The organism is Hydrogenovibrio marinus, from assembly GCF_013340845.1.
GTDB classification, from domain to species: domain Bacteria; phylum Pseudomonadota; class Gammaproteobacteria; order Thiomicrospirales; family Thiomicrospiraceae; genus Hydrogenovibrio; species Hydrogenovibrio marinus.
This window is the reverse complement of the sequence record NZ_AP020335.1, coordinates 2,344,203-2,368,744: the sequence shown is the minus strand read 5'-3', so window position 1 is coordinate 2,368,744 and position 24,542 is coordinate 2,344,203. Positions and strand designations below refer to the sequence as shown.

Genomic DNA, 24,542 nt, shown 5'->3' with positions numbered 1-24,542 from the left:
TTCATGGCCAAGGTGTCTGATGACGGGTTCGACTTTCTCAACACTGAGGATGCGGTTCCGCCGGTAACGGATGCCTTGAGTTTCGCCGATACTTTTGAAACTGCAGGTTTGGCGGACAGTTTGTCTGACGGGGTGTCAGGCTTTTATGCTCTGTCCTCCCCCGTCGATGCGTTAGCGGCACGTCTATTGATGATCGACCGCGCAAAAACGCGCCTTTGTCTGCAATATTATCTCTTCAAAGAAGACATGATTGGCGCGTTGTTGATTGACCGCTTGCTGAAAGCCGCCGATCGAGGTGTCGAAATCCAGTTGTTGCTGGATGACCTTCAAGGCGCAAGGCGCGGCGCATCGTTTGCGTTGCTGGCGAACCATCCCAAAGTCGAAATCCGTCTGTTCAACCCCAATCTGTTTCGTGGCCTATTCCGCGGGTTGGTGCTGCTGTTCAATATGGAGAAGCTAGGTCACCGCATGCACAACAAAGCGATGGTGGTTGATGGAGAAGTTGCGTTGTTTGGTGGGCGCAATATCGGTACCGAATATTTCCTATCCGATGAAGAGCGCATGTTTCTCGATTATGACGTAATGGCATTCGGTCCAATCGGGTTTCAAGTTCAGCTTGCTTTCGATACCTATTGGCAAAGCGGTGAATCCAAGGCGATGAACCAGCTCGACGCCGCGCTGTATACCATCAAAAACCATCAGCGCAATCGCTGGCGTCATCAGCAAGCCATCTCGCATTTTGATGCGATGCCGATTGCCGAGTTGTTAAAACAAAGTCCCTTACAAAACTTTTCAAATAAGTTGCCATTGGAATTGGCGCATGCTGATTTGCTGGTCGATCCACCGGAAAAAATCAATTCATACTATATGGAAAAGCTGAGTTTGGCTTATCAACTCAGCCATGAAATTGACGTGGAAAAGTCTTTGACGCTGGTTTCACCCTACTTCATTCCCACTCAGGAAGGGTTGGATAGATTTCGCCGTTACCGAGAGCAGGGAGTGAAGATTCGAGTGTTGACCAACTCACTGGCATCCACCGACGTGACTTTGGTTTACTCCGCTTATCAGCATTATCAACAGTCTTTGTTGGAAATGGGGGTGGAACTGTATGAACTGCGTCCCAAAGGATGGCTGAAAAGTTGGACGCAGGCGCTACTTGCCAAACTTCATTGGTCGGATTCTGAGTGGTTGCAATCACACCAATTGTTTCAATACTGGCACCGCCATCAGTTGTCGTTGCACACCAAATTGGCGGTGATTGATGATCGCTATCTGCTCACCGGTTCTGCCAATGCCGACCCACGCTCACGAAAGCTCAATACAGAAATGCTTGCCATCATTGATAGCGAAGCCATGGCGAGTCAGGAAACGGCGCAATTGGAATCGGTGTTGTCCGGAGATATTTTCTACAAACTGGCGTTGGAAGATGGGGAAGTGGTTTGGCACTATGAAGAAGATGGACAACAAAAAACCGCAATCAGCCCGCCGGAAGCCAGTCATTGGCGTAAAATAACGACAAAGATGATGGGTTGGTTGCCGATAGAAGGTTATTTGTAGAGGAGAAAAGACGATGCGAACATTCCCCAAATTGTTCTTATTATCTCTTGTATTTGTTGCGTTTTCGGTGGCGAATGTCGCACAGGCGGATGACTGGCAACTGAAAGAAGCGACTGATTTCTCAGTCTTGTCGGCGCAGTCGAAAAAAGACCATCTGCCAATCGCCATCTATTTCAATATGACAAAAATCAACGCGAGCAAAAGACTGAAAGACATGGCGATTCTGCCCATGATTGAAAACGGTATTTTTGACGGTTATGTGCACATGGTGCAAATCACGGTGGATGAACCGGACGAAACTATCAAAGACTTCTATGGTGAGCCGGCGAAGCCGAAGTTCTTTCAGGAAATGTACAATGTAACGTCTATTCCAAGCATCGTTTTCGTGGATGCCGACGGTAATGAAATCAGCAAACGCATGACGAACTCAGGTGCTTACGATTATGTGCCTTACTACCTGAAACAGCGCATCAACCAAGCGCTGAAAGAGCTTGGCAATAAAAAACGTTACGATCTTCAGTAAAATCTACCAGGTTGGAGGTGAAGTATGGGCATGCATTGGGACTTTTCTTTAATACTCGGCATCGTGTTTTTGTTTGTGATTGCCCTGATTATGTACTTCACCAAAAACCGCTGAGTAAACGGTCAGAATCTGCCAGGTTGGGTTCTACCAACCAAGATGTTTAATAAGTCAAAAGTTGGGTTGGCGGGTCAACCTGATTGCCTTGCATATTGTTCAAACGGAACCACCCGGTGATGCTGTAGCGAGATTGCAGCGTCGGCAAAACTTCATGTAATATCTCTTCACTCATAAAGACGGCCAGCGTTCCGAAGTAAGGGGAAACCAGCGTCGGCTGGGTATCTTCTTCATCTTTATAAATCACTAACTCGCCACCTTTACCCGGCTGCCATTCTGGGTTTAGATACAACACGGTGGTGACGATACGAGTCGCTTGCCCACGGAAGCTGTCGTAGTGTTTTTTGTAGAAGTCGCCCGGTTGATAAAGTGCGAAGTGACATTCGTATTCAAACAACCCTAAAAATAATTCGCGATTGAGGCGGAACTGTAAGTCCGCCATTTTTGCCAAATAAGCCTGCTGCGTTGGAGTGGAACCATCCAACCATTTGATTTTATCACGTCGAATATCACGATTGAGCTGATGCTCATCGCCACGTCCTATCCCTGCACGTTTCAACTCACCTTCTTGGTGATGTTCGCTGGCTTCTTCCAACAGGGCTTGGCAGAGTTCCGGTTCGATGGCGTTCGGCCAGACATACCAACCTTTTTCGACTAGGTTGTCCAGCAAGTCATTGATCGATGCTTCGCTTTCCGGGCTGGCAGGGTCAAAAGGCACTAAGGCATCGGGTTCTAGAGCGGAGGAATGCATGTTGTAACCTTCTAAAAAACGCGTTGCACGCTTAGGTTGATGGGGAAGTCAGAGGGAAAATAATGGTGTTTCCCCTGAAGCGAATTATCTTGCGCTTCAGAAAGGAAAGCAATCAAAATCTACCAGGTTGGGTTTACTTGTCAGCGAAAATGGCCTGGCTGCGTTCTTTGATTTCGTGATTGAGAATTCGGTCGTTTTCGCTGTAGTCCATAGGCACTTCGATGACATGTATGCCGCCATCTTCAAAGCAGTTTTCTAACTTTGGAATCAGTTCTTCTGCTTTATGGATGCGATGCCCAATAGCGCCGTAGCTTTGAGCGTAAAGCACAAAATCAGGATTGTTCAAGTCCAGCCCGAAATCCTCAAATCCCAAGTTGGCTTGCTTCCATTTAATCATGCCAAAGGCATTGTCATTGAGAATCAGCACCACCAAGTCGAGTTTAAGACGCACGGCGGTTTCCAGCTCTGCGGAGTTCATCATGAAACCGCCATCACCGCAAATGGCGATGACGCGTTCGTCCGGGTTGACAAGTTTGGCGGCAATTGCGGAAGGCAGTCCGGCACCCATGGTCGCCAAAGCGTTGTCGAGCAAGACGGTGTTGTGACGATAAGCAAGGTAGTTGCGGGCAAACCAAATTTTGTAGATACCGTTGTCGAGCGCAATGATGCCGTTATCCGGCAAGACGCTACGTACATCGTGCACCAGTCGCTGCGGATAGATAGGAAAACGGTCGTCTGTCGCGCCTTCTTGTAAGTTTTCGTCGATGAGAATTTTTTCTTCAAAGAAGTTTTTGAAGTCCCAATGGATTTGGCGCTCTATTTTTTCTTTGATTTGGTAAATCGCATTGGCAATGTCGCCGGTCACTTCGGCTTGCGGGAAATAAACCGGATCGACGGAGGCGTTGGTGTAGTTGATGTGTATTACTTTGAAGCCGTCCGGTTTCATGAAAAAGGGCGGTTTTTCAACAACGTCATGACCGACATTGATAATCAAATCCGTGCTACGGATGGCAGCATGGACAAAGTCGTTGTCGGACAAGGCAGCGCATCCTAAATAAAGGTGATGGCGCTCATCAATGACGCCTTTGCCCATTTGGGTGGTGAAAAAGGGGATGCCAGTTTTATCTATGAACTGGCGTAGCATTTTTCCTGATGTTTTACGATTGGCGCCTGCGCCGACCAGAATCAAAGGTGATTTCGCTTTTTGAATCATCTCCACCGCTTTTTCCACGGCTTTGTTCTCGGCTAGTGGACGACGATGTGTACTGTGTTCAATGATCTGTGCACCGGTTTCTTCAATGGCGATATCTTCCGGTAGCTCAAGGTGCGTTGCTCCGGGTCTTTCGGTTTGTGCCACGTCGAACGCTTCACGAATACGTGCAGGAATGACCTGTCCGCTGGTGATTTGACAGGAGTATTTGGTGATGGGCTCCATCAGGTTCACCACATCGATAATCTGAAAGCGTCCTTGTTTACTGCTCTTGATAGGTTTCTGCCCGGTAATCATCACCATTGGCATGGCACCGAGGTTGGCATAAGCGGCGGCGGTGACAAGATTGGTTGCGCCCGGTCCAAGTGTTGACATGCAAACGCCTGCTTTACCAGTCAAACGACCATAAGTGGCTGCCATAAAGCCGGCGGCCTGTTCATGACGGGTGATGATGAGTTGGATGGGGCTGTGTTTCAAAGAGTTGAGGACATCAAGATTTTCTTCACCGGGAATACCGAAAATATATTCCACGCCTTCGGCCTCGAGTGCTTTGACAAATAAATCAGATGCTTTCATTAGTGCCACCCTTCCTTTGGTGTTGTGCGAGCTTTCATCTTAAAACAGCGGGAGAAATTTTCAAGCTTTTACGTCAAGAAGGTCGGGTGATTTTACTAATTCTTTTATAGGCGAATTTGATTACATTTTTAAATCCAAGAAGCGTATGATAAATATCAAATCGTTTTCTGCACAGTAGGTAGAACAGGCAGATGCATTCTAAATCATCAACCTTAATGAGATGGATTTTCAAGGAGGAACGTCATGTATCATCATCCGGGAAATCGTCCAGTGAATTTGAATCTGGCGGCGTTTCGTTTTCCTTTGAATGCTTATATCTCGATTTTGCACCGCATTTCCGGTGTGTTGATGGTCGCTGGCTTGGTGGTTGGGCTCTGGTGGTTGAACGAGCTTATTCTCTTTCCCGAAAATTTTTCCGATAACTTGGCATTGAGCCGTTCTCTGTCAGGTCAGATTTTATTGTTCGCATGGTTGAGCGGGCTTTGGTTCCATTGGTTGGCGGGCGCAAAGCATTTGCTGGCGGAACATGATTTTCTCGGTCTTTCAAGTTGTCTGGCAAACGCCACACTGGGGAGCAAGATTCTCCTGACGGTATTTGTGGTAGGTGAAGTCATTTTTGCCTGGTTGTTTTGGGGAGGCAGTTTATGATGATGCTTTCCGGCGCTAAAGCACACCTTTGGCAACGCGTCAGCGCGGTTTATCTGTTTTTCTACTTCCCATTTGCCATCGCTTACCTTTCACAATTTCATTTCGAAACTTATCAAGTTTTACAGTCTGCATTGACCAATCCCTATTTCACACTACCGACTTTTTTGGGGTTGGCGATGGTGATGGTGCATATCTGGATTGGTGTCAGGGATGTCGTCATCGACTATTTGCCGCGCAAACTGGTGATGATGAAACTGGTTGGTTTCGGCATTTTTTGGTTGGCAGTGATGCTGGATTTGATTTACCTCGCCATGACGCTGATTGGTCGTTAATTTATTCGTTGGGAAAAACACATGACAAACTTGGACGCCATAGATACTTTTCATTTTGATGTGGTGATTGTCGGTGCCGGTGGCGCGGGCTTGCGTAGTGCATTGGAATTGTCTAAATCCGATCAGCAGGTTGCCGTGGTTTCCAAGGTGTTCCCGACCCGTTCGCACACGGTCGCCGCGCAAGGGGGGATCAACGCCGCGTTGGGCAATATCACCGAAGACAATTGGCACTGGCACATGTACGACACCATCAAAGGGTCGGACTATCTCGGCGATCAGGATGCGATTGAGTTCATGTGCCGAGAGGCGATAGAGATTGTTCGGGAGCTGGAACATTTTGGTGTGCCTTTTTCGCGAACCGATGAAGGTAAAATTTATCAACGTCCTTTCGGTGGGCAAAGCCGACATTTCGGTGAGTCGCAAGCAACACGCACCTGCGCCGCTGCCGACAGAACCGGGCACGCTATCCTGCAAACGCTGTATCAACAAAATATCCATGCCGGGACGTCCTTTTTTGATGAATATTTTGCGATAGATTTGGTATTGGACGACGAAGGCAATGTTGGCGGTTTGGTGGTGTTGAACATCCAGACCGGACAAGTCCAGTTGTTGCGTTCTCATGTGGTGATGATCGCCACTGGGGGCGCTTGCCAGTTATTCAAAACCAATACCAATGCCAAGATCAACACTGGGGATGGTCTGGGCATGGTGTTGCGTGCCGGATTGCCGTTGCAAGATATGGAGTTTTGGCAGTTTCACCCGACAGGTGTTGCCAATAAAGGGATGCTGCTTTCTGAAGCGGCACGTGGGGAAGGTGGCGTACTGCGAAATGCCGATGGCGAAGCCTTTATGGTCAAGTATGCGCCGCATGTGAAGGACTTGGCGTCTCGTGATGTGGTGGCACGCGCGATTGCTATAGAAGTGAAAGAAGGTCGCGGATGCGGACCAAAGAAAGATCATGTGTTATTGGATTTGACGCATATCGACGCCGAGGTGATCAAAAAACGCCTACCGGGGATTCGTGACATTGGTTTGACGTTTTTGGGGTTGGATATGTGCGATGCCGCGATTCCGGTGTATCCAACTGCGCACTATATGATGGGCGGTATTCCCACCAATTTGAAAGGTCAGGTTGTTACTTTGGATGAAGTGGGCAAACCACAGTCGGTAAAAGGTTTGTATGCCGTTGGTGAATGCGCCTGCGTTTCGGTGCATGGTGCTAACCGATTGGGCGGTAATTCCCTGTTGGATATTGTGGTATTCGGGCGTGCCGCAGCCAAAGACATCGTGCATAACTTGGAAACCAAACCCGTCGATCACTTTGATAAAACTTTGAATCTGTCGAAAGCGGCGGAGCGCTTGAACCGTTGGGCTCAACCGCAGGAAAAAAATCATAAAACGGAAACTATTGCCGAAATTCGCCATGACTTGCAGGTAGCCATGCAGGTCGGTTGTGGGGTGTTCCGCAATGAGGAAAGTATGCAATCTCTGCTGAAAGAGCTTGAGGTGTTGCAGGATAGATTGGACTTGGTGCGTTTACATGACCACAGCAATGCGTTCAATCTGGAGCGCCTTGAAGCGTTTGAGCTGGAGAACTTGATGGGGTTGGCGACCGCCACGGTTTATTCCGCATTGGCGAGAACCGAAAGTCGCGGTGCACACTCTCGAGTGGATTTTACCGAACGAGATGATGAAAACTGGATGAAGCATAGTCTGTACTTTTTGGAAAACCACCAGTTGCGATATAAGCCAGTTACCACCAAGCCGTTAACCGTTGAAACCTTCCCGCCAAAGGCGCGAGTCTACTAGTTCACAAGGAGAGAAGAATGGAATTTTTAATCGACCGTTTTAATCCTGAAGTGGACGAGAAACCTCATGTACAGCGTTTCGTGTTGGAAGACTGTGATATCGGCGGAGATATGATGCTACTCGGCGCATTGGAAAAATTGCGCGAGCAAGACCCGACACTGACCTTTCGCAGCTCTTGCAAAGAAGGAGTTTGCGGTTCGGACGGCATGAATGTCAACGGACAAAACCGCCTGAGTTGTATTACCCGTGTTTCCGAATTGACCTCGCCTGTGGTGATTAAGCCTTTGCCCGGTTTGCCGGTCATTAAGGATTTGGTTATCGATATGGAGCTGTTCTATCAGCATTATCGTGACGTCAAACCTTACCTGCAACCAGCACCGAAAGACCTGGATCATGAAATCCTGCAAACACCTGAGGAACGCGAAAAACTGGACGGCAGTTACGAGTGTATCCTTTGTGGTTGCTGTTCGACCAGTTGCCCGTCTTTTTGGTGGAATCCCGACAAGTTTCACGGCCCTGCGGCTCTACTGGCGGCACACAGATTTGTAGTGGATTCACGTGATATTACAACACGAGATCGTTTGGAAGCGTTGGACGATCCTTATAAAACTTTTCGTTGTCGCAATATCCAGAACTGCACCGCAAGTTGTCCGAAAGGCTTGAATCCAAGCCGCGCCATCAATGAATTAAAATCCATGATGTTGGCGAAACAGTTGGACTGAATGGAATTGCCATGTACCAATTGCTGACCCCAACCTGGCAGATTTTGACCGAGGAATTGCAGCGAAAAGCACTGGCGAACGCCTGTCGACGCGGCAATGCTGAAACCGAAGTGCTACTTAAGCCCTATGTCTCACAACTGAAGAATGAAGATGAACGTATCCTGTTTGCCCGGCTATTGGAGCAGGAAGATCAAGCGCTGTTTGAATGGATGATGGATGAGATGCAAGCGCCGGATGAGTTTAGAGAGTTAATCCGTAATATCCGACGCCATTATTTGCAGGTTGAAGGCTCGTTTTAATCCGGCTTGTGTTTTTTCAATGCGGCATTCAGCTGCTTTAGCCAGTCTTCCAAAATCGTTGCCCCTCTGTCCTGAGCCTTTTGAATTAATGTCGCCATACTGGTGTTTTCCTCACCGAATGTCAGTATTGCGATTTGGCGCAAACGCACCAAGTGTTTATACTCAAGAAAGGGGTTGATGCTAAAGGTGCTGAGTTTGGTTAAGATGACATAATTCAATGTGCGTCGCCAGATATCCGGGGAGAGATTGAATCGCTCTTCAAGTGCAGGGTCAAGTCCTTCGAGCCGCATGGTCACCAGTTCATCAAGCAGATAATCACGAAAAAGTGCCCTGCCTGCTTCTCTTGCCGGTATAGGCATTTCGTTCATGAAAGTCAGTTCGATGGTTCTGAGGTTGAAGATTCTTGCAAACATATCGTTACCTAGAGAGTGATGTCAGGGCAACGATAGAGTTGTTGCAGTTCGATTTGACGTTGAATGATATTTTGGTCTTTTCCATTCGGAAAATAATAATCAACAGCATTACATTCTGTTTCTTCACCATGCATAGTGGCGGAACGGACAATCGTTGCTGATAATTTTAATGTTTCATTGGTATCGGCAAAATACAGCAGCACGTTTACCTTGCACCCCAAAGGAAACCGTTTACTGGATTTGATTGCGAGTCCACTGGCGCTGATGTCGACATCTTTTGTGGGCGCTTTTCTGGCGGTTTTTAGCGGTTGTAAATCATTCAGGTATTCAATGTAGGCATTGATGTGCAAGTCTAAATATCTTGCCAGATAAAACAGCGCTTGAGCTAACGGTACTTGTTTGAATTTCGGTTTGCTGAAACTGGCGATGGTGTTGTCCAGCTCGAAATCAGTTTGGAAATCCATGGTTGAGACAAACTTGCCCGGCGATGATTTTTTTAGACTGAAAACCAAATTTTGCGCATAGGATAGGAATTTCTGATTCATTTGGTCAAAGTAATAAAAAGTTTTCGGTGCGGGTTCTTGTAGCGCGAAAATCTTTTGAAATCCGGTAAACAGTTTCTGCAGGATGACAGGGTCTTTTGGGTCACTGAGTTCGGGATTTTTTCCCTGTTGAGCAGCTTTGATGACTTCGCCAAAAGTATCAATCAAGTCGACCGCTTCAATGAAGACAGGGTCGAGAATGTCTTTTTGTTCTTGAATGCGTTTGACCCAATGCCAAACATCAAGCTTGGTTTGTTGAATCTTTTTTTCAACAGATGGTGGAAAGTAATTAATTCCCAAAGCATAGATATCTAGACTACGAATAGGAGTGTCTGGCGTAATGTGGACCTGAATAGACATGTTAATTCTAGGAAAACGTCTAGATTCCCCTTTTTCAAACCAATAGCCCATGTCACCTCACTTAATGTATTACTTCCTAAGATTGTACAAAAGTGTTTGTCGGCTTGCCCGACTATCTATGGGCTTTGAATGCTTATTGTGTGGTTTGAAGAATTTATTCAAAAAGTCTTTTGGAAGGGCGTTAACTTTTCTTTTTGGCGATAGCCGTTTTCAACTGTTTGAGCCAATCAGCCAAAATCGGCGCATGCTCTTGAACTTTTTTAATCAGCTGTGAGGTATTGGCTTTGGGTTCATCTAACGACAAGGCAGCGACTTTCTGCAGTCCGACAAGGTGTGCAGCGGTCAGTTGTGAGTGAATGGTGAAGCTACTGAGCTTGGTGAGGATAACGTAATTAAGTGTCAGCTCCCAAATCTCAGGAGCAAGTTTAAAGCGAGTTTCCAAGTCTTTGTCTATCTGCGCTATGCGCATATTGACTAGTTGATCCAAGCGATATTCTCGAAAAAACAACAGACCTACTTTTCGGGCGGAAAATGGCAGGGCGTTCATATAGAAAGCTTCGACAGGTCTTTGCTTAGCGCGGCTCGACATCATTTTATTTTCCTATAAGCCAAAAGCCAGACAACGGGTAATCTGAAATTGCTCCAGTTGTCGCTGGATTAAAGATTGGTCGGAGCTGGTCGGGAAATCGAAATCCAAGGCATTACACTCGGTCTGCTCTTTTGGGAGCGAGTTGCAACGAACGATGGTGGCTTTCAATTTGAGCACCTCGTCGGTCTCCGAAAAATAGAAGTTGGTTTCCACTTTCGAGTTCAGCGCAAAGCGTTTTGGTACATGGATGGCGATGCCACAGGCACTGACACTAGCGTGTTCCTTTTCCCATTGTTTCGGTAGTTTGACAGGTTGAAAGTCCTTCAAAAAATTTGTATAACCTTCTAGGTGCAAATTGATGTATCGCGCCAAGTAGTACAAGGATTGCGCTAACGGCACTTGCTTGAACTTGGGCTTTTCAAAGTTGGCGATGGTTTTATCAATATCGAATTCAGTTTGAAAGTTGGTATTCAAGGCAAACTGTGTCGGTGTTGATTTTTGCAGGCTTTGCACCAGATTTTCTGCATACACAAGAAACTTCTGATTCATCGAGTCGAAATACTGGAAAGTCTTCGGAGCCGGTTCCCTTAAAGTGTTGATGCCCAAAAAGCCGTTTTGCAAGTGTCGCAATGTGAGCAGTGTTTTTGGATTTGCTGCCGGGTTTTTGCCGATGCAAGCGCCCTTTATGACTTCGCCGAAGGTATCAATTAAATCGACTACCTCAATGAAAACAGGTTCCAGAATGTCTCGTTGCTCCTGAATATGTTTTATCCAGTGCCATAGGTCGAGTTTGGTTTTTTGAATTTTCTTTTCAACGGAGGGGGGAAAGTAATCAATGCCGAGACCGAAAATTTCTTTGTCTCTTATGGGCTTTGCAGGTGAGATATAAATCTGTACCGGCATTTCTATGCGTTGGAAACGCCTGGCATCGCCATTCTCAAACCAAAAACCCATGTTGACTCGCTTTTATTATCATTTACTAAATTGTACAAACAGTTCGTAAAATTGTCTAACCCCATAAAGGAGTTTTATCATAATTTTTACGCAGTTTTATTCAGTATCAACATGAATATTAGCGGATAGGAGATAAGTAGCGTTCCCGTTTTTTTTCTTTGATCTTGTCCAGCTCGACCAGAATCAAACTGTCGATGCAGTTGTTGAAGTCTGGATCAACGCTGAAATCGATGAATCGGCAACCGCCTGGCTCGCAGAGTTCTGCATACTGTTTGAATAGCGTTGGAACCTTTATGCCATATTCATCAAGAATCGTATTCAGCTTTTTATAGGCTTCTTTGTAGTCTCCAGTGAATTCGGTTTCCGCCAAGGTTTTGACCGATTCAGATACTTCAAACGGGCGCTTGCCAACGGCAAAGTCACGATCCGAGCCGAATTGCTTCTTGTAGAAAGCGACGATGATTTCTTTGGCTTCTTGAGAATAGGCGTCCGAAAGGCTGACAGGCCCAAACATGTACTTGATATTCGGGTTGTGGTTCACATAAGCGCCGATACCGTACCAAAGGTAATCTAAGCTGCGTTTACCCCAGTAACGAGGTTGTACGAAGCTGCGCCCCATTTCCAAGGCTTCCGGCAGAATCGGGTCGAACTCTGCTTTCAAGTCAAACAGGGTGGTGGTGTACAGACCTTTTTTACCTTTCTTTTCGAGAATATTGGCAACTTCCCCCATGCGATAAGCACCGACGATTTCCAGGTCTTCGTCATCCCAAAGCACAAGGTGTTTGTAGTCAGCATCATATTGATCCAAGTCCAGCGCATGCCCGGTACCCTCTTCAACGGTGCGGAAGGTCAATTCACGCAAACGACCAATTTCTCGAATGACCGGGGAATCCGCATCGTAGTCAAACAGGTAGATGATTTTACCGTCAGCGGTTTTCCCAAGAAGTTGACCATCTTTCAATGCCTTCTTCAGGTTTTTACGATCAACGGGGTGAGCGATGGTTTCCTCAATTTCAAATGGCAGCTTTTTCGCCGCTTTCTTTTGGTTATCGAGGCGATAAATATGTTTTCTCAGCAGTTGAGCCGCTTGTTTGTAGTTAAATCGACTGTTTTTGATAGACTTCCAAGGAATCAAACCACCGACATGGAAGTGGATGGTTTGGTCGTTCTTATTGAACATTTCCTTCACTAGCATCAAGGTACCCAGTGGCTTGTAAATGGTCGATAAACCATAGAACAGTGCTGAGTTACGGGCATCGGTATAAATTGGCAAAATAGGCGCACCGGTTTTTTCTGCCAGTTTCAGGAAGCCGGACTTCCACTTACCGTCTCGTACGCCATTGGGACGAATACGTGAGACTTCACCCGCCGGAAAGATAATCAATGCCTCTTCATTTTCCAATGCCTGTAACATGGCTTTGAATTGAGATTTGTGGCTGGCTTTTTCCGACATGTTGTCGACGCCTAAGAACAACGATTGAAAAGGGGTGACCAGGTTAAGCAATTCATTTGCGACAATACGTACATCCGGTCTGACTGAGCGAATCAGTTTCAGCAACGCCAGCCCATCCAAAGAACCGATAGGGTGATTGGAGATGATAATCACGCGACCTTCTGCAGGGATATGATTGAAAGAACGATTGTCCGTCTGGTAGCTGAAGTTGAAATGCGCCAGCGACTTATCCAAAAAGGCGAAACCTTTCAGGTGTTGGTTTTCCAAAATGAACTGGTTGATTTCGTCTTGATGAGTGATTTTTTCCAAGAAGCGAATCAGCTGTTTGCCGCCGAGTTTTTTCTCGAAGTTAGGGGATTTTTCTAGAATCGTTTTTCGTATATCGATCATATCTTCGTGTCTTAACCTTTTTTAGCTATCCGACGAATTTTGACGGACAAAGGTGACAAGGAGATGACGGGAATGTGTGTGTTTTGTGAAATCTAGAGAGGCTTTATTGTTCTAGTGCGCAGCGTTTGGCGGGCTTTCCGGTTTCCATGAATATGGCGTTGGCGCCTTTCATCCAAAAGCTAATGGAACCCGTTCGGTATTTAGCGCCGGAAGCAGATTGTACCTGTGGCAATATCCATTGACGGCCTTGGAAAGTGAGTTTGATTTTTTTGCCGATTAACAGCACGGTAAGCTTTTCTTTGCCGCACATAAAGGTCTGAAATTGAGACGCTTTGCGAACCTGCGAGTCGAAAGAATGTACTTTGATATTGATGTCTTGCGTCAGTCCCGGCACATAAGGGTAAGGCTGAGAAGATAACCAATTGATTGCACCGGTGGTAGTGTCTAGAATTTGTGCTCTCAAATTGTATCTATGACCGATCTGTAGTTTTCGTTTGTCATAGTGAATAGCAAAAGTCAGCGGGATCTGCCCTTTGATTTCGTGTTTGTCTTGGGAGATTAGCTCGGCAGGCGCGTCCTGACGACTGACATCTTCTAGCATGACCAAAAGCGTTTGGTTGCCTAGCAGAAAGCGGTTTTCGGTGTAGGTGACAACGCCTTGAATGACCCCCTTGTTTTCATCCAGACTGGACAACGTGTTTTTTGCCTGAGTTTTGGCTTCTGGCTCTTCTAGTTTGGTTGGATTGGCTTGGCACGAGGCGAGCGTAAAACCCAGCAGCGTCAGAGCGATTAGCGAGACAGGTTTCGCTAAAGAAAACATGGCGATGTCCTTGGTCAGTGACTGTTTGATTTTGCCTGAGCAGTAAACTGCATGACAGGCATATCTCTATCAAATAATGTCAGAATATCGTCATTCAACTTGAAGCGGGTAACTTGCCCGATACGCTTGAAAAAAGCATCTTCTTCCGTCATATCCATACACATCATTTTGGTTGAGCCGAGCTGAGAAAAGCTCAGCTTGTCTTGGTGTAGAGTATAACTTCCGAAATAACGATTGCAACCTGCCGAACCGGAAATGCTTTTATTCTGAGGCATAAAGTTCAGGTTGGTGGTGCCGGTGGTCGGGATGTTTTGTCCAAAAAACGCGGTGAGTTGCCACAGGTGACTGGCAAGGTGCTTTTCCATTTGTTCGTCGGGTGCATGGATTTCAGGAAGTTCCGCAGCATGCGCTTCAGAAGTTGCAGGAGAAAATTGGCATGCAGACAGCCAAGCTATCGATAACATCGACAACATTCCAGCAGAGACCTTAATGATTCCTGAACGCAACTTTCCTAAAACCCTTAGACTTTTTGAGTGATTTTGACAGTTTACTCATTGGTCGCTTAAAGTCTACGGGCAAACCTTGACTGTATGATTGAACTATTTTGGACTAGATTATGAAGCATTTCGCCGGGCTTGTGTGCCACAGAGTATCCGGCGAAAGCGAGGTGAGGATTAAGAGGGTGATGGCAGCTGGTTACAGCCCTTTGACTGTTTCCAACACCGCTTGTGCATGACCTTCCGGGTTAACGCCATATTCCACAGACACCAACTTACCGTTCGCATCGGCGATGAACGTGGAGCGAACAATACCCATTTTTGACACGCCGTTTTTCTCTTTCAACTGCCAAACGCCATAAGCTTCACAAAGCTCACCGGAAGTATCGGCAAGCAAATCAATGGTCAGGTCAAATTTGTCGATAAACGCTTGATGGCTGGCACAATCATCTTTGCTCACACCCAGTACCACCGTGTTCGCCGCAGAAAATTCGTTTGCCAATGCGGTAAATTCGTTCGCTTCAATGGTACAACCCGGTGTGTCGTCTTTCGGGTAGAAATAAAGCACAAGGTTCTTACCTTGAAAATCGCTCAGTGAAACGGTTTGCCCGTGATGGTTTTGGCTAGAAAATGCCGGTGCCTTATCGCCTGTTTGTAACATGATTTTTTGCTCCTGAAATGAAAGCGGATTGGATTATTTTTCCCGAAACTGGATGAAGTTTACCTAAAAACCGAGTAAATTAGTAGGGTATTGAAATGGAAATATCGTAGCATGCCCCAAACGAAGATGGATACATTGAACGCTCCAAAACTGGAACAAGATTATACGGATTTGCCCAAAAGCTATTTCTCGCACGTGCAACCCGAGCCGATGGAAAACGCAAAACTGGTCTCGGTCAACCATACACTGATGGCACAAATAGATTGCGACTTAAATGATGAGCAATTGTTGGATCTCCTTTCCGGGTACTTGCAACAAGTGTCCTGTGACCCGTTGGCGCAGAAATATGTCGGGCATCAATTCGGCGTCTATAATCCCGATCTGGGTGACGGGCGAGGTTTGTTATTGGGTCAATGGCGGGATAACAGTGGTCAGGCATGGGACTTTCATCTCAAAGGCGCCGGGCGTACGCCTTACTCACGTCGAGGTGATGGTCGCGCCGTTTTGCGCTCCACTATTCGTGAATATCTTGCTTCGGAAGCTTTGAATGGACTTGGTGTTCCAAGCACTCGTGGATTAGGGATTGCCACCAGTGACGAGCCGGTGCAACGCGAAATTGTCGAACCTCGTGCTACCTTGATTCGTGTTTCTCATACCCATATCCGTTTCGGGCATTTCCAGTTTGCGGCATCGAAGGGAGCGGCACATATGGAAACCCTGTTGAACTTTGTTGTGCAAAAGCATTATCCAGAGCATCAGCAGGATTCCCTTGAAGACAAAGCCTGGGTCGTGTTGCATCAGGCGTGTATCAAAACCGCGAAGCTGCTTGCAAAGTGGCAAACCGTCGGTTTCAATCATGGCGTGATGAACACCGACAACATGTCGATTATCGGTGAGACTTTCGACTTCGGACCCTTCGCCTTTTTTGATGATTTCAAAATCGACTTCATTTGCAACCACTCCGATTATGAAGGCCGTTATGCCTATAACCAACAAGCACAAATTGCCTTGTGGAATTGCAAAGTATTGGCAACCTGTTTTGATGGATTACTCACTGAAGAGCAAGCTCAACAGGCAATGGAAGACTTTGTACAAACTTACAATCGCGCGTATCTGGAAGACATGATAGCGAAGCTGGGGTTGGAAACGGTTCAAAACGGTGACAAGGAATTGATTGGTGATTTGTTGGTGTTGATGGACGAGTTTCAGGTGGATTACAGTCTGTTCTTCCGCCGTTTGGCAAAGTGGCAAACGGATAAAGAAAGTGAATTGTTTGAGTTGATTCACCCAGAGCAATTGCCCGTTGGCTTCAGCCAATGGTTCGATAAATTTAGTGTGCGAGTCGAGCAGGAAGGTGTTGATTTGTCGGTTTGGCGTGAACGCATTCTAAAAGCGAATCCGTCGATTGTTTTGCGCAATTACATTGCACAACAAATCATCGAAAAAGCTGAGAGAGGGGATTATGTCATGCTGAATGAATGGCTGATTGCTTTGCAAAGCCCATTTGAAGAGCACCCCAACCTGGCAGATTTTCAACAACCGCCACGCCCTTATCAAAAGGGCATGAAGTTGAGTTGTTCATCATAAGTCTTGTGTTATTTATCTGTCCAAACCGCAAACTCATTGCCGCTGGGTTCGATAAAGTGGAAGCGTCGACCGCCCGGGAAAGAGAAGATAGGCTTATTGATTTGCGCACCGTTATTTTCGATTTTAGCGAGAGATTTTTCCAAATCTTCACTGTAAAAAATCAACAAAGCACCACCTGCAGCTTGGGTGCTGGTCAGTTTTGAACGGTAAAACCCACCGTTGATTTCTTCGCTGGTGAATGAACAATAGTCGATACCGAAATCGGTGAATTTCCAGTCAAATACCGCATGAAAAAAAGTCTTGGTAGCTTCTAAATCATAAGCTGGGTATTCAACGTAGTTAAGTCTGCCATGTTGTTTCATTGTGCTTTCCTTTCTTATATTTTTTATTTCAACGCATCAGAGACGATTGCTTGTGCCTCTTCTACGATGGCTTCTAGGTGTGCTTGGCTTTTAAAGCTTTCTGCATAAATCTTATAGATGTCTTCAGTACCGGACGGACGCGCCGCAAACCAACCGTTTTCGGTAGTGATTTTCAGTCCGCCAATCGCGGCACCGTTGCCCGGTGCATGGGTGAGTTTTGCCGTGATTTCCTCGCCTGCCAAGTGACTTGCTTTGACCATGTCTGGTGACAGATTGCTCAAGATTGCTTTTTCTTCACGATTTGCCGGCGCATCAATACGGGTGTAGATTGGGTTGCCGAATTGTTGGGTCAGTTCCTGATACAACACGCCCGGGTCTTTACCTGTGACGGCAGTGATTTCCGCCGCCAATAAATTCATGATGATACCGTCTTTGTCGGTGCTCCAAGTGGTGCCATCCAGCCTCAAGAAAGAAGCGCCGGCGGACTCTTCACCACCAAAGGCGTATTCGCCGGAGACCAAGCCATCTACAAACCACTTGAAGCCAACCGGCACTTCCGATAGGTTTTTACCAAGCGACTGCACCACTCGATCAATCATTGAGCTGGAGACCAAGGTCTTGCCGATTTTGACATCATTCGACCAATTTGGACGATGTGTACAAAGATATTGAATGGCCACCGCAAGGTAGTGGTTAGGGTTCATTAGTCCGGCCGATGGGGTAACAATCCCGTGGCGATCGACATCTGGGTCATTACCGAAAGCAATGTCGTAGTTGTCTTTGAGTTGAATCAAGCTCGCCATGGCATAAGGAGACGAACAATCCATACGAATTTTGCCATCTTTATCAACGGTCATGAAGGAGAAAGTCGGGTCGACTTTGTGGTTAACGATGTCCAGATTCAATCCATAGTAGTCGGCAATTGGCTGCCAGTAGTGAATCGCTGCGCCACCAAGTGGGTCAATGCCTAACTTCAAGCCTGCGTCTTTAATCGCCTGCATATTCACGACTTTATCAAGGTCTTTGACATAAGGCATAATCAAGTCAGCCTTGGTGACAAATTCTGACTCTAAAGCATCCGCCAAATCCATCAGGTCAGCTTCTTCCATGCCGTTACGGATGATTTCATTTGCGCGGGCTTGAATGATATTGGTCGCATCCGAATCCGCCGGTCCACCATTAGGTGGGTTGTATTTGAAGCCGCCATCCTGTGGTGGATTGTGTGACGGGGTGATAATCACGCCATCCGCCAAACCATCGGTTTTGCCTTGGTTGTAAGTCAGGATCGCATGAGAGATCACAGGGGTTGGCGTGTAACGCCCATTGTCTTGGATGATGATATCAACGCCGTTGCCTGCAAACACTTCAATCGCGGTGGCATGCGCCGCTTCGGATAGGGCATGGGTGTCCATACCAATATACAGCGGGCCATTGATGCCTTGCGCCGTACGGTATTCAACAATTGCCTGAGACACCGCAGCAATATGCGTTTCGTTAAAGGTACATTTACTGGAGCAGCCTCGGTGACCGGAGGTGCCAAAACTCACGACCTGATCCGGGTTATTTACATCGGGAACCAAGGTGTAATAGTCGGACACCAGTTTCGGGATGTTTTCAAGAATCGTATCTGGCGCTGGCTTTCCGGCAAGTGGCGAAATCGGCATGAGGGTTCCTTTTTTGCGTTCAATTTCGTTTGATTATAGTGATTTGAAGTGACGTTTGCATGACTTCGTGTTTTAAGGGCAGTTCTAATAACGCCAAATAAATTCTGCGGGGCTTAGCCAAGTTTGCCCGCTCTGTGTTGTGAACCTTTGCAAGGTCTAGACATTGCTGCAGCTTCACGCCTTGATCTGACAAACTTGGCGTTGCCATAACTTATTTGGCGTTATTAGAGCTGCCCTTCAGTCTGAAAATCTGCCAGGTTGGGGGTATAAAAGTTTTTTGAAAGTTTCAAATAGGGGTTGACGGGTTTGCTAAAATTGAAAACATGAATCAGTCACTCATTAAACTTTCAACGCTACGCCGAGCGCTTCAATCCGCTTGGCATTCCGGTCGCATGGTGTCGCGCATTGCGGTACTGTTGGCGTTGTTTTTGTTCGCCAAAACGGCGGGGCTGATTCATGATGAGGTTCACCCTTTCCATCATCATACGGATCAGTGTGAAATCTATCAGGCCATGGCGCATCCAGTCAGTGATGATGTCTATGAAGTCGAGTTACACCTTTTCAAACCTGTCTACGCCCTTCAAGCCTCTGAAGCGGTTTCACAGGTTTACACCACAACCTATCCTGCCTTTTGGGGGCGTGCCCCACCATTCCTGTCGGTTTAATTTTTTATTGTTGTTTTCTTGCGTTGAGTCGTAACACGAAAGTGTTCGTCTAGTGTTTGCCGTGTGTGCAGCACTTGCGTGTCACGTGAGAAAACCGTGTTGCCTTGCCTCGTTGAGTGATTCCGAGGGAGGGAAATCTATCCGCTTTGTGTGGAGCAGAGTCGATGAACCGATATAGGAATTTTTATGAAAACAGTTTTTAAAAAGAAGTTGTTGGTTGCTGCTGTCAGTAGTTTGATGATGGCGCCGGTGTCTAATAGTTCTGCTGCTGATCAATTGAGTGAAATCAAGGTCAGTGAAAAGGATGATCAAAAACATGAATCTCGCACCGTTCAGGTGAAAGATTCAATTGTGCATACGGATGTGATTTCCGCCAAAACCATTGAGAAAAAACAGGCGGGGTCGCTAGAGCAGGCAATCAAGGATGAACCGGGAGTCGATGTTCGAACCGAGTGCTCGGTGTGTGGGGCCAAGCGTGTTTCTCTGAATGGTCTGAAGGGAGAACATACCACTTTGATGATTAACGGTGTGCCCAATAGTTCGATTTTGGAAGGGTTTTACGGATATGACGCGATTCCGATGGCTGGCGTGACATCAGTGGAAATCTCTCGGGGTGCCGGGGCGTCTTTGATTGCGCCGGAAGCTATTGGTGGTGTCATCAATGTAGTGACTGCTGCGCCAAAAGACGATAAGTTGTCGTTGGATTTGTCTTTGGGTACGGATGGCTACAAAAAATACCAAGTGGTCGGAACCAAGATCAGTAAGGACAAGCGTACGCAAATGATGACCGGTGCGCAAACCGATAATATCGACCAGTACGACGGTGACAATAATGGTGTCAGTGAATCACCGAAGCTGACCAATCATAGCGTGGTGGCGCAAATCTGGCATCAAGCGGATAAAGACCGATTTGAAGTACGTTTGGCGGATCAACGTTCTGAAATGTTCGGCGGGCCGATGGTTGGTATTTTGGCCAAATCTGAGTCTGATGCCAAAACGCAAGCCGTTGGTACCAGTCCCGGATTTATTGGCGATAACATTAATAATAGACCCAATACCGCAGGTGGTGCGACCACGGCACGAGACTTTGTAGAAAACGTCGTCACGACCAAGCAGGAAGTCACGGGAACATGGTCTCGTGACGTTAATGCTCAATTGACGACCAATCTGACAGGGTCTTATGTCAAAACCAACACAGATGATATCTATGAAGGTACGACTTATCAGGCTGATCAGAATATCTACTATGTCGATGTTCGTGCCGACTATTATCCGTCTTTGCAGCATGCTATCACCGTAGGGACGGATTTCAAACACGACAAGATGTTATCGGTTTCGACGGGGGGAACCTATCCTGCCAACGATTCTTATGACAAGAAATCCAACGGGCTTTATGTCAGAGATATCTGGACACCGAACCAGCGATTGGAAGTCGCCGCTGCGGTACGTATGGATGTGATAGACGTCAATTTCCTTGAGCAAAACCGTAAGTTCAACGATACGATTGTGGTGCCGAGACTGCATGTTCGTTACGACCACAATTTTAACTGGACGTCGCGTTTTTCCGCAGGAATGGGGTATCGCGTACCGTTACAGTTCTTTGAAGCCGAGCATGGTATTCTCGACAATGGCTTCAAGGTAGCGGTCGATAAGTTGGAGAAATCTCAATCTGCTCGTTATGAATTAGCTTACTCGGGCGCTAAAACTACTATGAGCACTAGTTATGCCTGGACGGCAGTGAGTAATTTGGCGGCAATCGATTCCGACAACTATACCGTGCCGACGCTGATTTCCACGCATGGAACAGGGCATGTTCAGCACGCGGATATCAATGTCAGCTACCAATTGACGCATGACTGGACATTGGGTTCATCATTGGAGGGTTTCGTGTATGACAAGACCTACCGAAAAACCTTCAGTGTGATCCCGATAGAAAGTCGCTTGCGCTTGATGGCAGACTATGATGGACACGGTTGGCAAGGTAACCTGACGCTGACGGGAATTGGTTCTCGTAAGTATTCGGACTACCCAACAGCAGCCTATGACAAGCATTACGACGATAACGCCATGACCAAAAGCAAAGGCACGAAGTCTCCTGCTTACTTCACTGCGGATGTGAAAGTCTCGAAAGACATTAGCAAGGAATGGAAGGTCTATGCAGGTGTGAATAACTTGTTCGACTATACACAGATCGGCACAGGAGATTCACCATTGTATTATGACAATACAGGCACTAAGACTTGGGATACCGGCCACATCTGGGGACCACTACGTGGGCGCGTTGTTTATGGCGGGGTGAGAACTGAGTTCTAATCCAATCAATACAAGAACTGTAATCAAAAAAAGAGGCCATTACGGCCTCTTTCTTTTTAGTACTCTTGTTCTCCATCTGCCAAGAGAGGAGTGTTTTTTGTTGGGTTGGAAGATTCATTTTTTACTTCCGCCTCAATGGTATCGAGCAATGCAATGATTTGGTTGGATATCTGTTGAACCTTGTTTTTGTGTGTGGCAGCAGTTTCTTTGTCGCCGATATCGTATGCATCCAATGTTTTACCAACTTCAATATGCATTTGGTTGTGATTTTCGATCAAATCCTGCATTTGAGGAATATAGTCGTATTTCTTGCCATCGCCCATCAACCATTTTCCTAAAGCGCACAGGTCATTTCTACGCGCGGTTTCTTTGTTGATGTCCGTCTCGAGACCAGACATCAGGTTTTCAATCTTAACGTTCCAAGCACGATGTTTCTGCTTGGCATCTTCAAAGTCGAGATTCGCCAAGCCGATACTGTGAGTGGCATGTGCATCTGCATTTTTACTGATTTGGAAACGATTGACGAACTGTTCTTGGTTATGAGCTTGTTCGCTCATGTTTCCTGCCGTTGCTGAGAGTTGCTCAACCAACGCGGCATTTTGTTGGGTCATTTGATCAAGATGCGTGACCGCAGTATTGATTTGGTTCACGCCTCTTGCCTGTTCGTTCGTCGTAGTTGAAATTTCCTGTACCAAGTTTTCCACTTCTCGAATTTGGTTGACCATGGTCGAAAAGACCTCATTGGTTTGCTCTACCAACTCTGTTCCAGTTTTGATTTGGGCAGTTGCAGTGTGAATAAGCTGGGAGATTTCTTTGGAGGATTCCGCAGATTTTTGTGCGAGCGATCGCACTTCACCAGCCACGACGGCGAAGCCTCGGCCATGTTCACCAGCGCGGGCTGCTTCGACCGCGGCATTGAGAGCAAGTAAATTTGTTTGGAAAGCAATGCTATCGATAACACTGGTGATATCTCCAATCTTCTGACTGACCTCATTGATATTTTGCATGGCTTCAATGGTTTTTGCCATGACTTCAATCCCTTCAGAAGCTTCGGTGCCTGCGATATGGCTCAACTGGTTAGCTTTTTCAGTATGTTCTGCAGATTGCTGGATAGTAGCGGTCAACTGCTCCATACTGGCAGCGGTTTCTTCCAAGGATGCTGCTTGTTGCTGGGTTCTTTCCGATAAATCTTCACTGGCTTGAGCCACTTCTGCTGCCATGCCGCCGATTTCGGCAGACCCCTGTTTTACTTTTCCTAGTGTCAACTCAATATTGCGCAGTGCATTGTTGATGGCGGTTTTCATGGCCAGTACTTCACCTTCAACGTCAATATTCATTCGTCCGGTCAAGTCACCATCACTCATACTTGAAAGGATTCCGCTTAAGTTTTGGGTGATGGAAGAGAAGTTCTCTAACAAGTGGTTGATGGAGTTTGATAGCTTCAATTCAAAGCCTTTTAAGCCTTTGGTATCAATACGATCTCTTAATATACCGTTGGAAGCATTTGCGACAAGATGCTCGATATTGTCTTCAATTGCCAGTTGTTCGGTCATGTTCTTCCATTCGGCGACGGTGCCTATACGATGGCCTTGTTCGTCGAAAATAGGGTTGACCACTAAGTCGATTTTGATTTGTCCAATGGTAATGCGAGTTTCAAAAGTTTCTTTCAGATTTTCCAGCAGGTTTTGCTGATGGCGCGGATCTTGATGGAAGATATCGATATTGTGTCGCAATAGATTGTGGATATCAAATTGCGGAAGTAGTGCTTTGATTTCCGGTTCGATGTCTTTGAACATTTCAATAATGGCATCGTTCACAAAGATAATACTACGGAAACGATCCGTGACCATCACGTTGGCGGAAGAGGATTTTAATGCAAGCTCAATCCGTCTAGCATTGGTCAGAGCCTCTTTGACGTCATCGATATCGGTTCCCAAACGGATTTGCATTGACTTCAATCGGTTGAATATTCCGCTGATGAGAGAGTTACCTTTCACATGAATCGGATATGAAAAATCACCTTCGGAAATCGATGTGATGGCCGAGCTTAGTGATTTCAAGCGTTTGCTGTAGTTTAGATTGAGAGCAATCAGAGCTAAAATCATTAAAACGTCAAAAGCTTCAAATAACGCTTTGTGTGCATCGAGAATAAGAGAACTGAAAATGGATGCCAGTAACAACGTACTGATAATAATAGTGAGCGTCGTGAGATTGTAGTGGGATAATAAATCCAGTTTTTGAGTGGGGGTCTTTGGAACACCGTCTTCCAGCACGATTTTACCAGAAGCAATGGCTTTATAGGCGACTTCGGCTTGCTTGATTTGCGTGTCGGATGCTGGTGTACGTACCGACATGTAGCCGGAAATTTGTCCTTTTTCGAATATAGGCGTTGCGTTGGCGACGACCCAGTAGTGATCGCCATTCAATCGCCGGTTTTTGACGATTTGGCTCCAAGGCTTACCGGCTTGAAGCGTGTGCCAAAAATCTTTGAACACTGCGGGTGGAACATCCGGGTGGCGTAGAATATTATGGGGTTGTCCGACTAAATCTTTCCAGCTGTAACCACTGGCTTCAATAAAAGCCTCGTTGGCACTGGTAATATTGCCGAATTTGTCCGTGCGGGAGACGATAACCGTTCCTTCTGGAAGAGGGTATTGCTTTTGTGTGACAGGTCCATTGTCTTTCATCGTCATCATCTCCTGATACGTGTGAACGCAAGTACGTGTTTTTA

Annotated in this window: 23 protein-coding genes; 10 read left to right on the top strand and 13 right to left on the bottom strand. The window is 46.5% G+C overall.

Annotated elements, in window-relative coordinates; all coding sequences use genetic code 11:
* Window positions 1-3: 3 nt before the first annotated feature.
* On the top strand, window positions 4-1,557 hold the full coding sequence (locus tag HVMH_RS11205; protein ID WP_029911894.1) for a phospholipase D family protein: 1,554 nt from the start codon (window positions 4-6) through the stop codon (window positions 1,555-1,557).
* A gap of 13 nt (window positions 1,558-1,570) precedes the next feature.
* Window positions 1,571-2,080 carry a hypothetical protein gene (locus HVMH_RS11200; protein WP_029911897.1) on the top strand — a complete coding sequence of 170 codons (510 nt, stop codon included), beginning with the start codon at window positions 1,571-1,573 and terminating at the stop codon, window positions 2,078-2,080.
* A 160-nt stretch (window positions 2,081-2,240) separates the two neighbouring features.
* On the opposite strand, the gene HVMH_RS11195 is transcribed toward HVMH_RS11200, so the two are convergent.
* Complete coding sequence (locus tag HVMH_RS11195; RefSeq protein ID WP_081822750.1) at window positions 2,241-2,945, bottom strand: 2OG-Fe(II) oxygenase; 705 nt, start codon at window positions 2,943-2,945, stop codon at window positions 2,241-2,243.
* Between the two features lie 133 nt (window positions 2,946-3,078).
* On the bottom strand, window positions 3,079-4,731 hold the full coding sequence (locus HVMH_RS11190) for an acetolactate synthase large subunit (protein WP_029911903.1): 1,653 nt from the start codon (window positions 4,729-4,731) through the stop codon (window positions 3,079-3,081).
* Between the two features lie 243 nt (window positions 4,732-4,974).
* Here HVMH_RS11190 and sdhC point away from each other — a divergent pair, with 243 nt between their 5' ends.
* Genes sdhC through HVMH_RS11165 form a run of 5 tightly spaced genes read left to right on the top strand, consistent with a single transcriptional unit; the run spans window position 4,975 to window position 8,541 of the window.
* Complete coding sequence (gene sdhC / locus HVMH_RS11185) at window positions 4,975-5,379, top strand: succinate dehydrogenase, cytochrome b556 subunit (RefSeq protein ID WP_051623084.1); 405 nt, start codon at window positions 4,975-4,977, stop codon at window positions 5,377-5,379.
* Window positions 5,376-5,711 (top strand): succinate dehydrogenase, hydrophobic membrane anchor protein, encoded by a 336-nt coding sequence (gene sdhD, locus HVMH_RS11180; RefSeq protein WP_081849417.1) that lies wholly within the window; start codon window positions 5,376-5,378, stop codon window positions 5,709-5,711. The genes sdhC and sdhD overlap by 4 nt, the downstream gene beginning before the upstream one ends.
* Before the next feature lie 21 nt (window positions 5,712-5,732).
* A complete protein-coding gene (sdhA, locus tag HVMH_RS11175; protein ID WP_029911912.1) occupies window positions 5,733-7,520 on the top strand; it encodes a succinate dehydrogenase flavoprotein subunit in 1,788 nt (595 codons plus the stop codon).
* A gap of 17 nt (window positions 7,521-7,537) precedes the next feature.
* On the top strand, window positions 7,538-8,242 hold the full coding sequence (locus HVMH_RS11170) for a succinate dehydrogenase iron-sulfur subunit (protein WP_029911915.1): 705 nt from the start codon (window positions 7,538-7,540) through the stop codon (window positions 8,240-8,242).
* Between the two features lie 11 nt (window positions 8,243-8,253).
* A complete protein-coding gene (locus HVMH_RS11165; protein WP_051623085.1) occupies window positions 8,254-8,541 on the top strand; it encodes an FAD assembly factor SdhE in 288 nt (95 codons plus the stop codon).
* On the opposite strand, the gene HVMH_RS11160 is transcribed toward HVMH_RS11165, so the two are convergent.
* From HVMH_RS11160 to HVMH_RS11125, 8 genes are all read right to left on the bottom strand, one after another.
* On the bottom strand, window positions 8,538-8,954 hold the full coding sequence (locus HVMH_RS11160; RefSeq protein ID WP_029911921.1) for a hypothetical protein: 417 nt from the start codon (window positions 8,952-8,954) through the stop codon (window positions 8,538-8,540). The genes HVMH_RS11165 and HVMH_RS11160 overlap by 4 nt on opposite strands.
* 8 nt (window positions 8,955-8,962) lie before the next feature.
* Window positions 8,963-9,856 (bottom strand): PilZ domain-containing protein, encoded by an 894-nt coding sequence (locus HVMH_RS11155; RefSeq protein WP_162178150.1) that lies wholly within the window; start codon window positions 9,854-9,856, stop codon window positions 8,963-8,965.
* Window positions 9,857-10,037: 181 nt separating this feature from the next.
* Entirely contained in the window at window positions 10,038-10,448 is a 411-nt protein-coding gene (locus HVMH_RS11150) for a hypothetical protein (protein WP_051623086.1), read from the bottom strand.
* A 9-nt stretch (window positions 10,449-10,457) separates the two neighbouring features.
* A complete protein-coding gene (locus HVMH_RS11145; RefSeq protein ID WP_029911931.1) occupies window positions 10,458-11,399 on the bottom strand; it encodes a PilZ domain-containing protein in 942 nt (313 codons plus the stop codon).
* A gap of 118 nt (window positions 11,400-11,517) precedes the next feature.
* On the bottom strand, window positions 11,518-13,242 hold the full coding sequence (locus tag HVMH_RS11140; protein WP_029911934.1) for a lysophospholipid acyltransferase family protein: 1,725 nt from the start codon (window positions 13,240-13,242) through the stop codon (window positions 11,518-11,520).
* A gap of 103 nt (window positions 13,243-13,345) precedes the next feature.
* On the bottom strand, window positions 13,346-14,062 hold the full coding sequence (locus HVMH_RS11135) for a YbaY family lipoprotein (RefSeq protein WP_051623087.1): 717 nt from the start codon (window positions 14,060-14,062) through the stop codon (window positions 13,346-13,348).
* Between the two features lie 14 nt (window positions 14,063-14,076).
* Window positions 14,077-14,568, bottom strand: a complete 492-nt coding sequence (locus HVMH_RS11130; RefSeq protein WP_155837686.1) for an META domain-containing protein — start codon at window positions 14,566-14,568, stop codon at window positions 14,077-14,079.
* Between the two features lie 190 nt (window positions 14,569-14,758).
* Window positions 14,759-15,220, bottom strand: coding sequence for a peroxiredoxin (locus HVMH_RS11125; RefSeq protein WP_029911944.1), 462 nt, complete (start codon window positions 15,218-15,220; stop codon window positions 14,759-14,761).
* A 111-nt stretch (window positions 15,221-15,331) separates the two neighbouring features.
* Between HVMH_RS11125 and HVMH_RS11120 the strand changes: the two genes are divergently transcribed.
* Complete coding sequence (locus tag HVMH_RS11120) at window positions 15,332-16,807, top strand: protein adenylyltransferase SelO (RefSeq protein ID WP_232087774.1); 1,476 nt, start codon at window positions 15,332-15,334, stop codon at window positions 16,805-16,807.
* An 8-nt stretch (window positions 16,808-16,815) separates the two neighbouring features.
* Here HVMH_RS11120 and HVMH_RS11115 read toward each other — a convergent pair whose 3' ends face one another.
* Together HVMH_RS11115 and pgm are read right to left on the bottom strand one after the other, a co-directional pair.
* A complete protein-coding gene (locus tag HVMH_RS11115) occupies window positions 16,816-17,169 on the bottom strand; it encodes a VOC family protein (protein ID WP_029911951.1) in 354 nt (117 codons plus the stop codon).
* Between the two features lie 23 nt (window positions 17,170-17,192).
* Window positions 17,193-18,833, bottom strand: a complete 1,641-nt coding sequence (gene pgm, locus HVMH_RS11110) for a phosphoglucomutase (alpha-D-glucose-1,6-bisphosphate-dependent) (RefSeq protein ID WP_029911954.1) — start codon at window positions 18,831-18,833, stop codon at window positions 17,193-17,195.
* 323 nt (window positions 18,834-19,156) lie between these two features.
* On the opposite strand from pgm, the gene HVMH_RS11105 reads away from it, so the two are divergent.
* Window positions 19,157-19,498: a DUF2607 family protein gene (locus tag HVMH_RS11105; protein WP_029911957.1), complete on the top strand. Its 342-nt coding sequence runs from the start codon at window positions 19,157-19,159 to the stop codon at window positions 19,496-19,498.
* A 186-nt stretch (window positions 19,499-19,684) separates the two neighbouring features.
* Window positions 19,685-21,811 carry a TonB-dependent receptor plug domain-containing protein gene (locus HVMH_RS11100; protein WP_029911960.1) on the top strand — a complete coding sequence of 709 codons (2,127 nt, stop codon included), beginning with the start codon at window positions 19,685-19,687 and terminating at the stop codon, window positions 21,809-21,811.
* 56 nt (window positions 21,812-21,867) lie between these two features.
* On the opposite strand, the gene HVMH_RS11095 is transcribed toward HVMH_RS11100, so the two are convergent.
* Window positions 21,868-24,498, bottom strand: coding sequence for a methyl-accepting chemotaxis protein (locus HVMH_RS11095; RefSeq protein WP_081822752.1), 2,631 nt, complete (start codon window positions 24,496-24,498; stop codon window positions 21,868-21,870).
* Window positions 24,499-24,542: the final 44 nt, after the last annotated feature.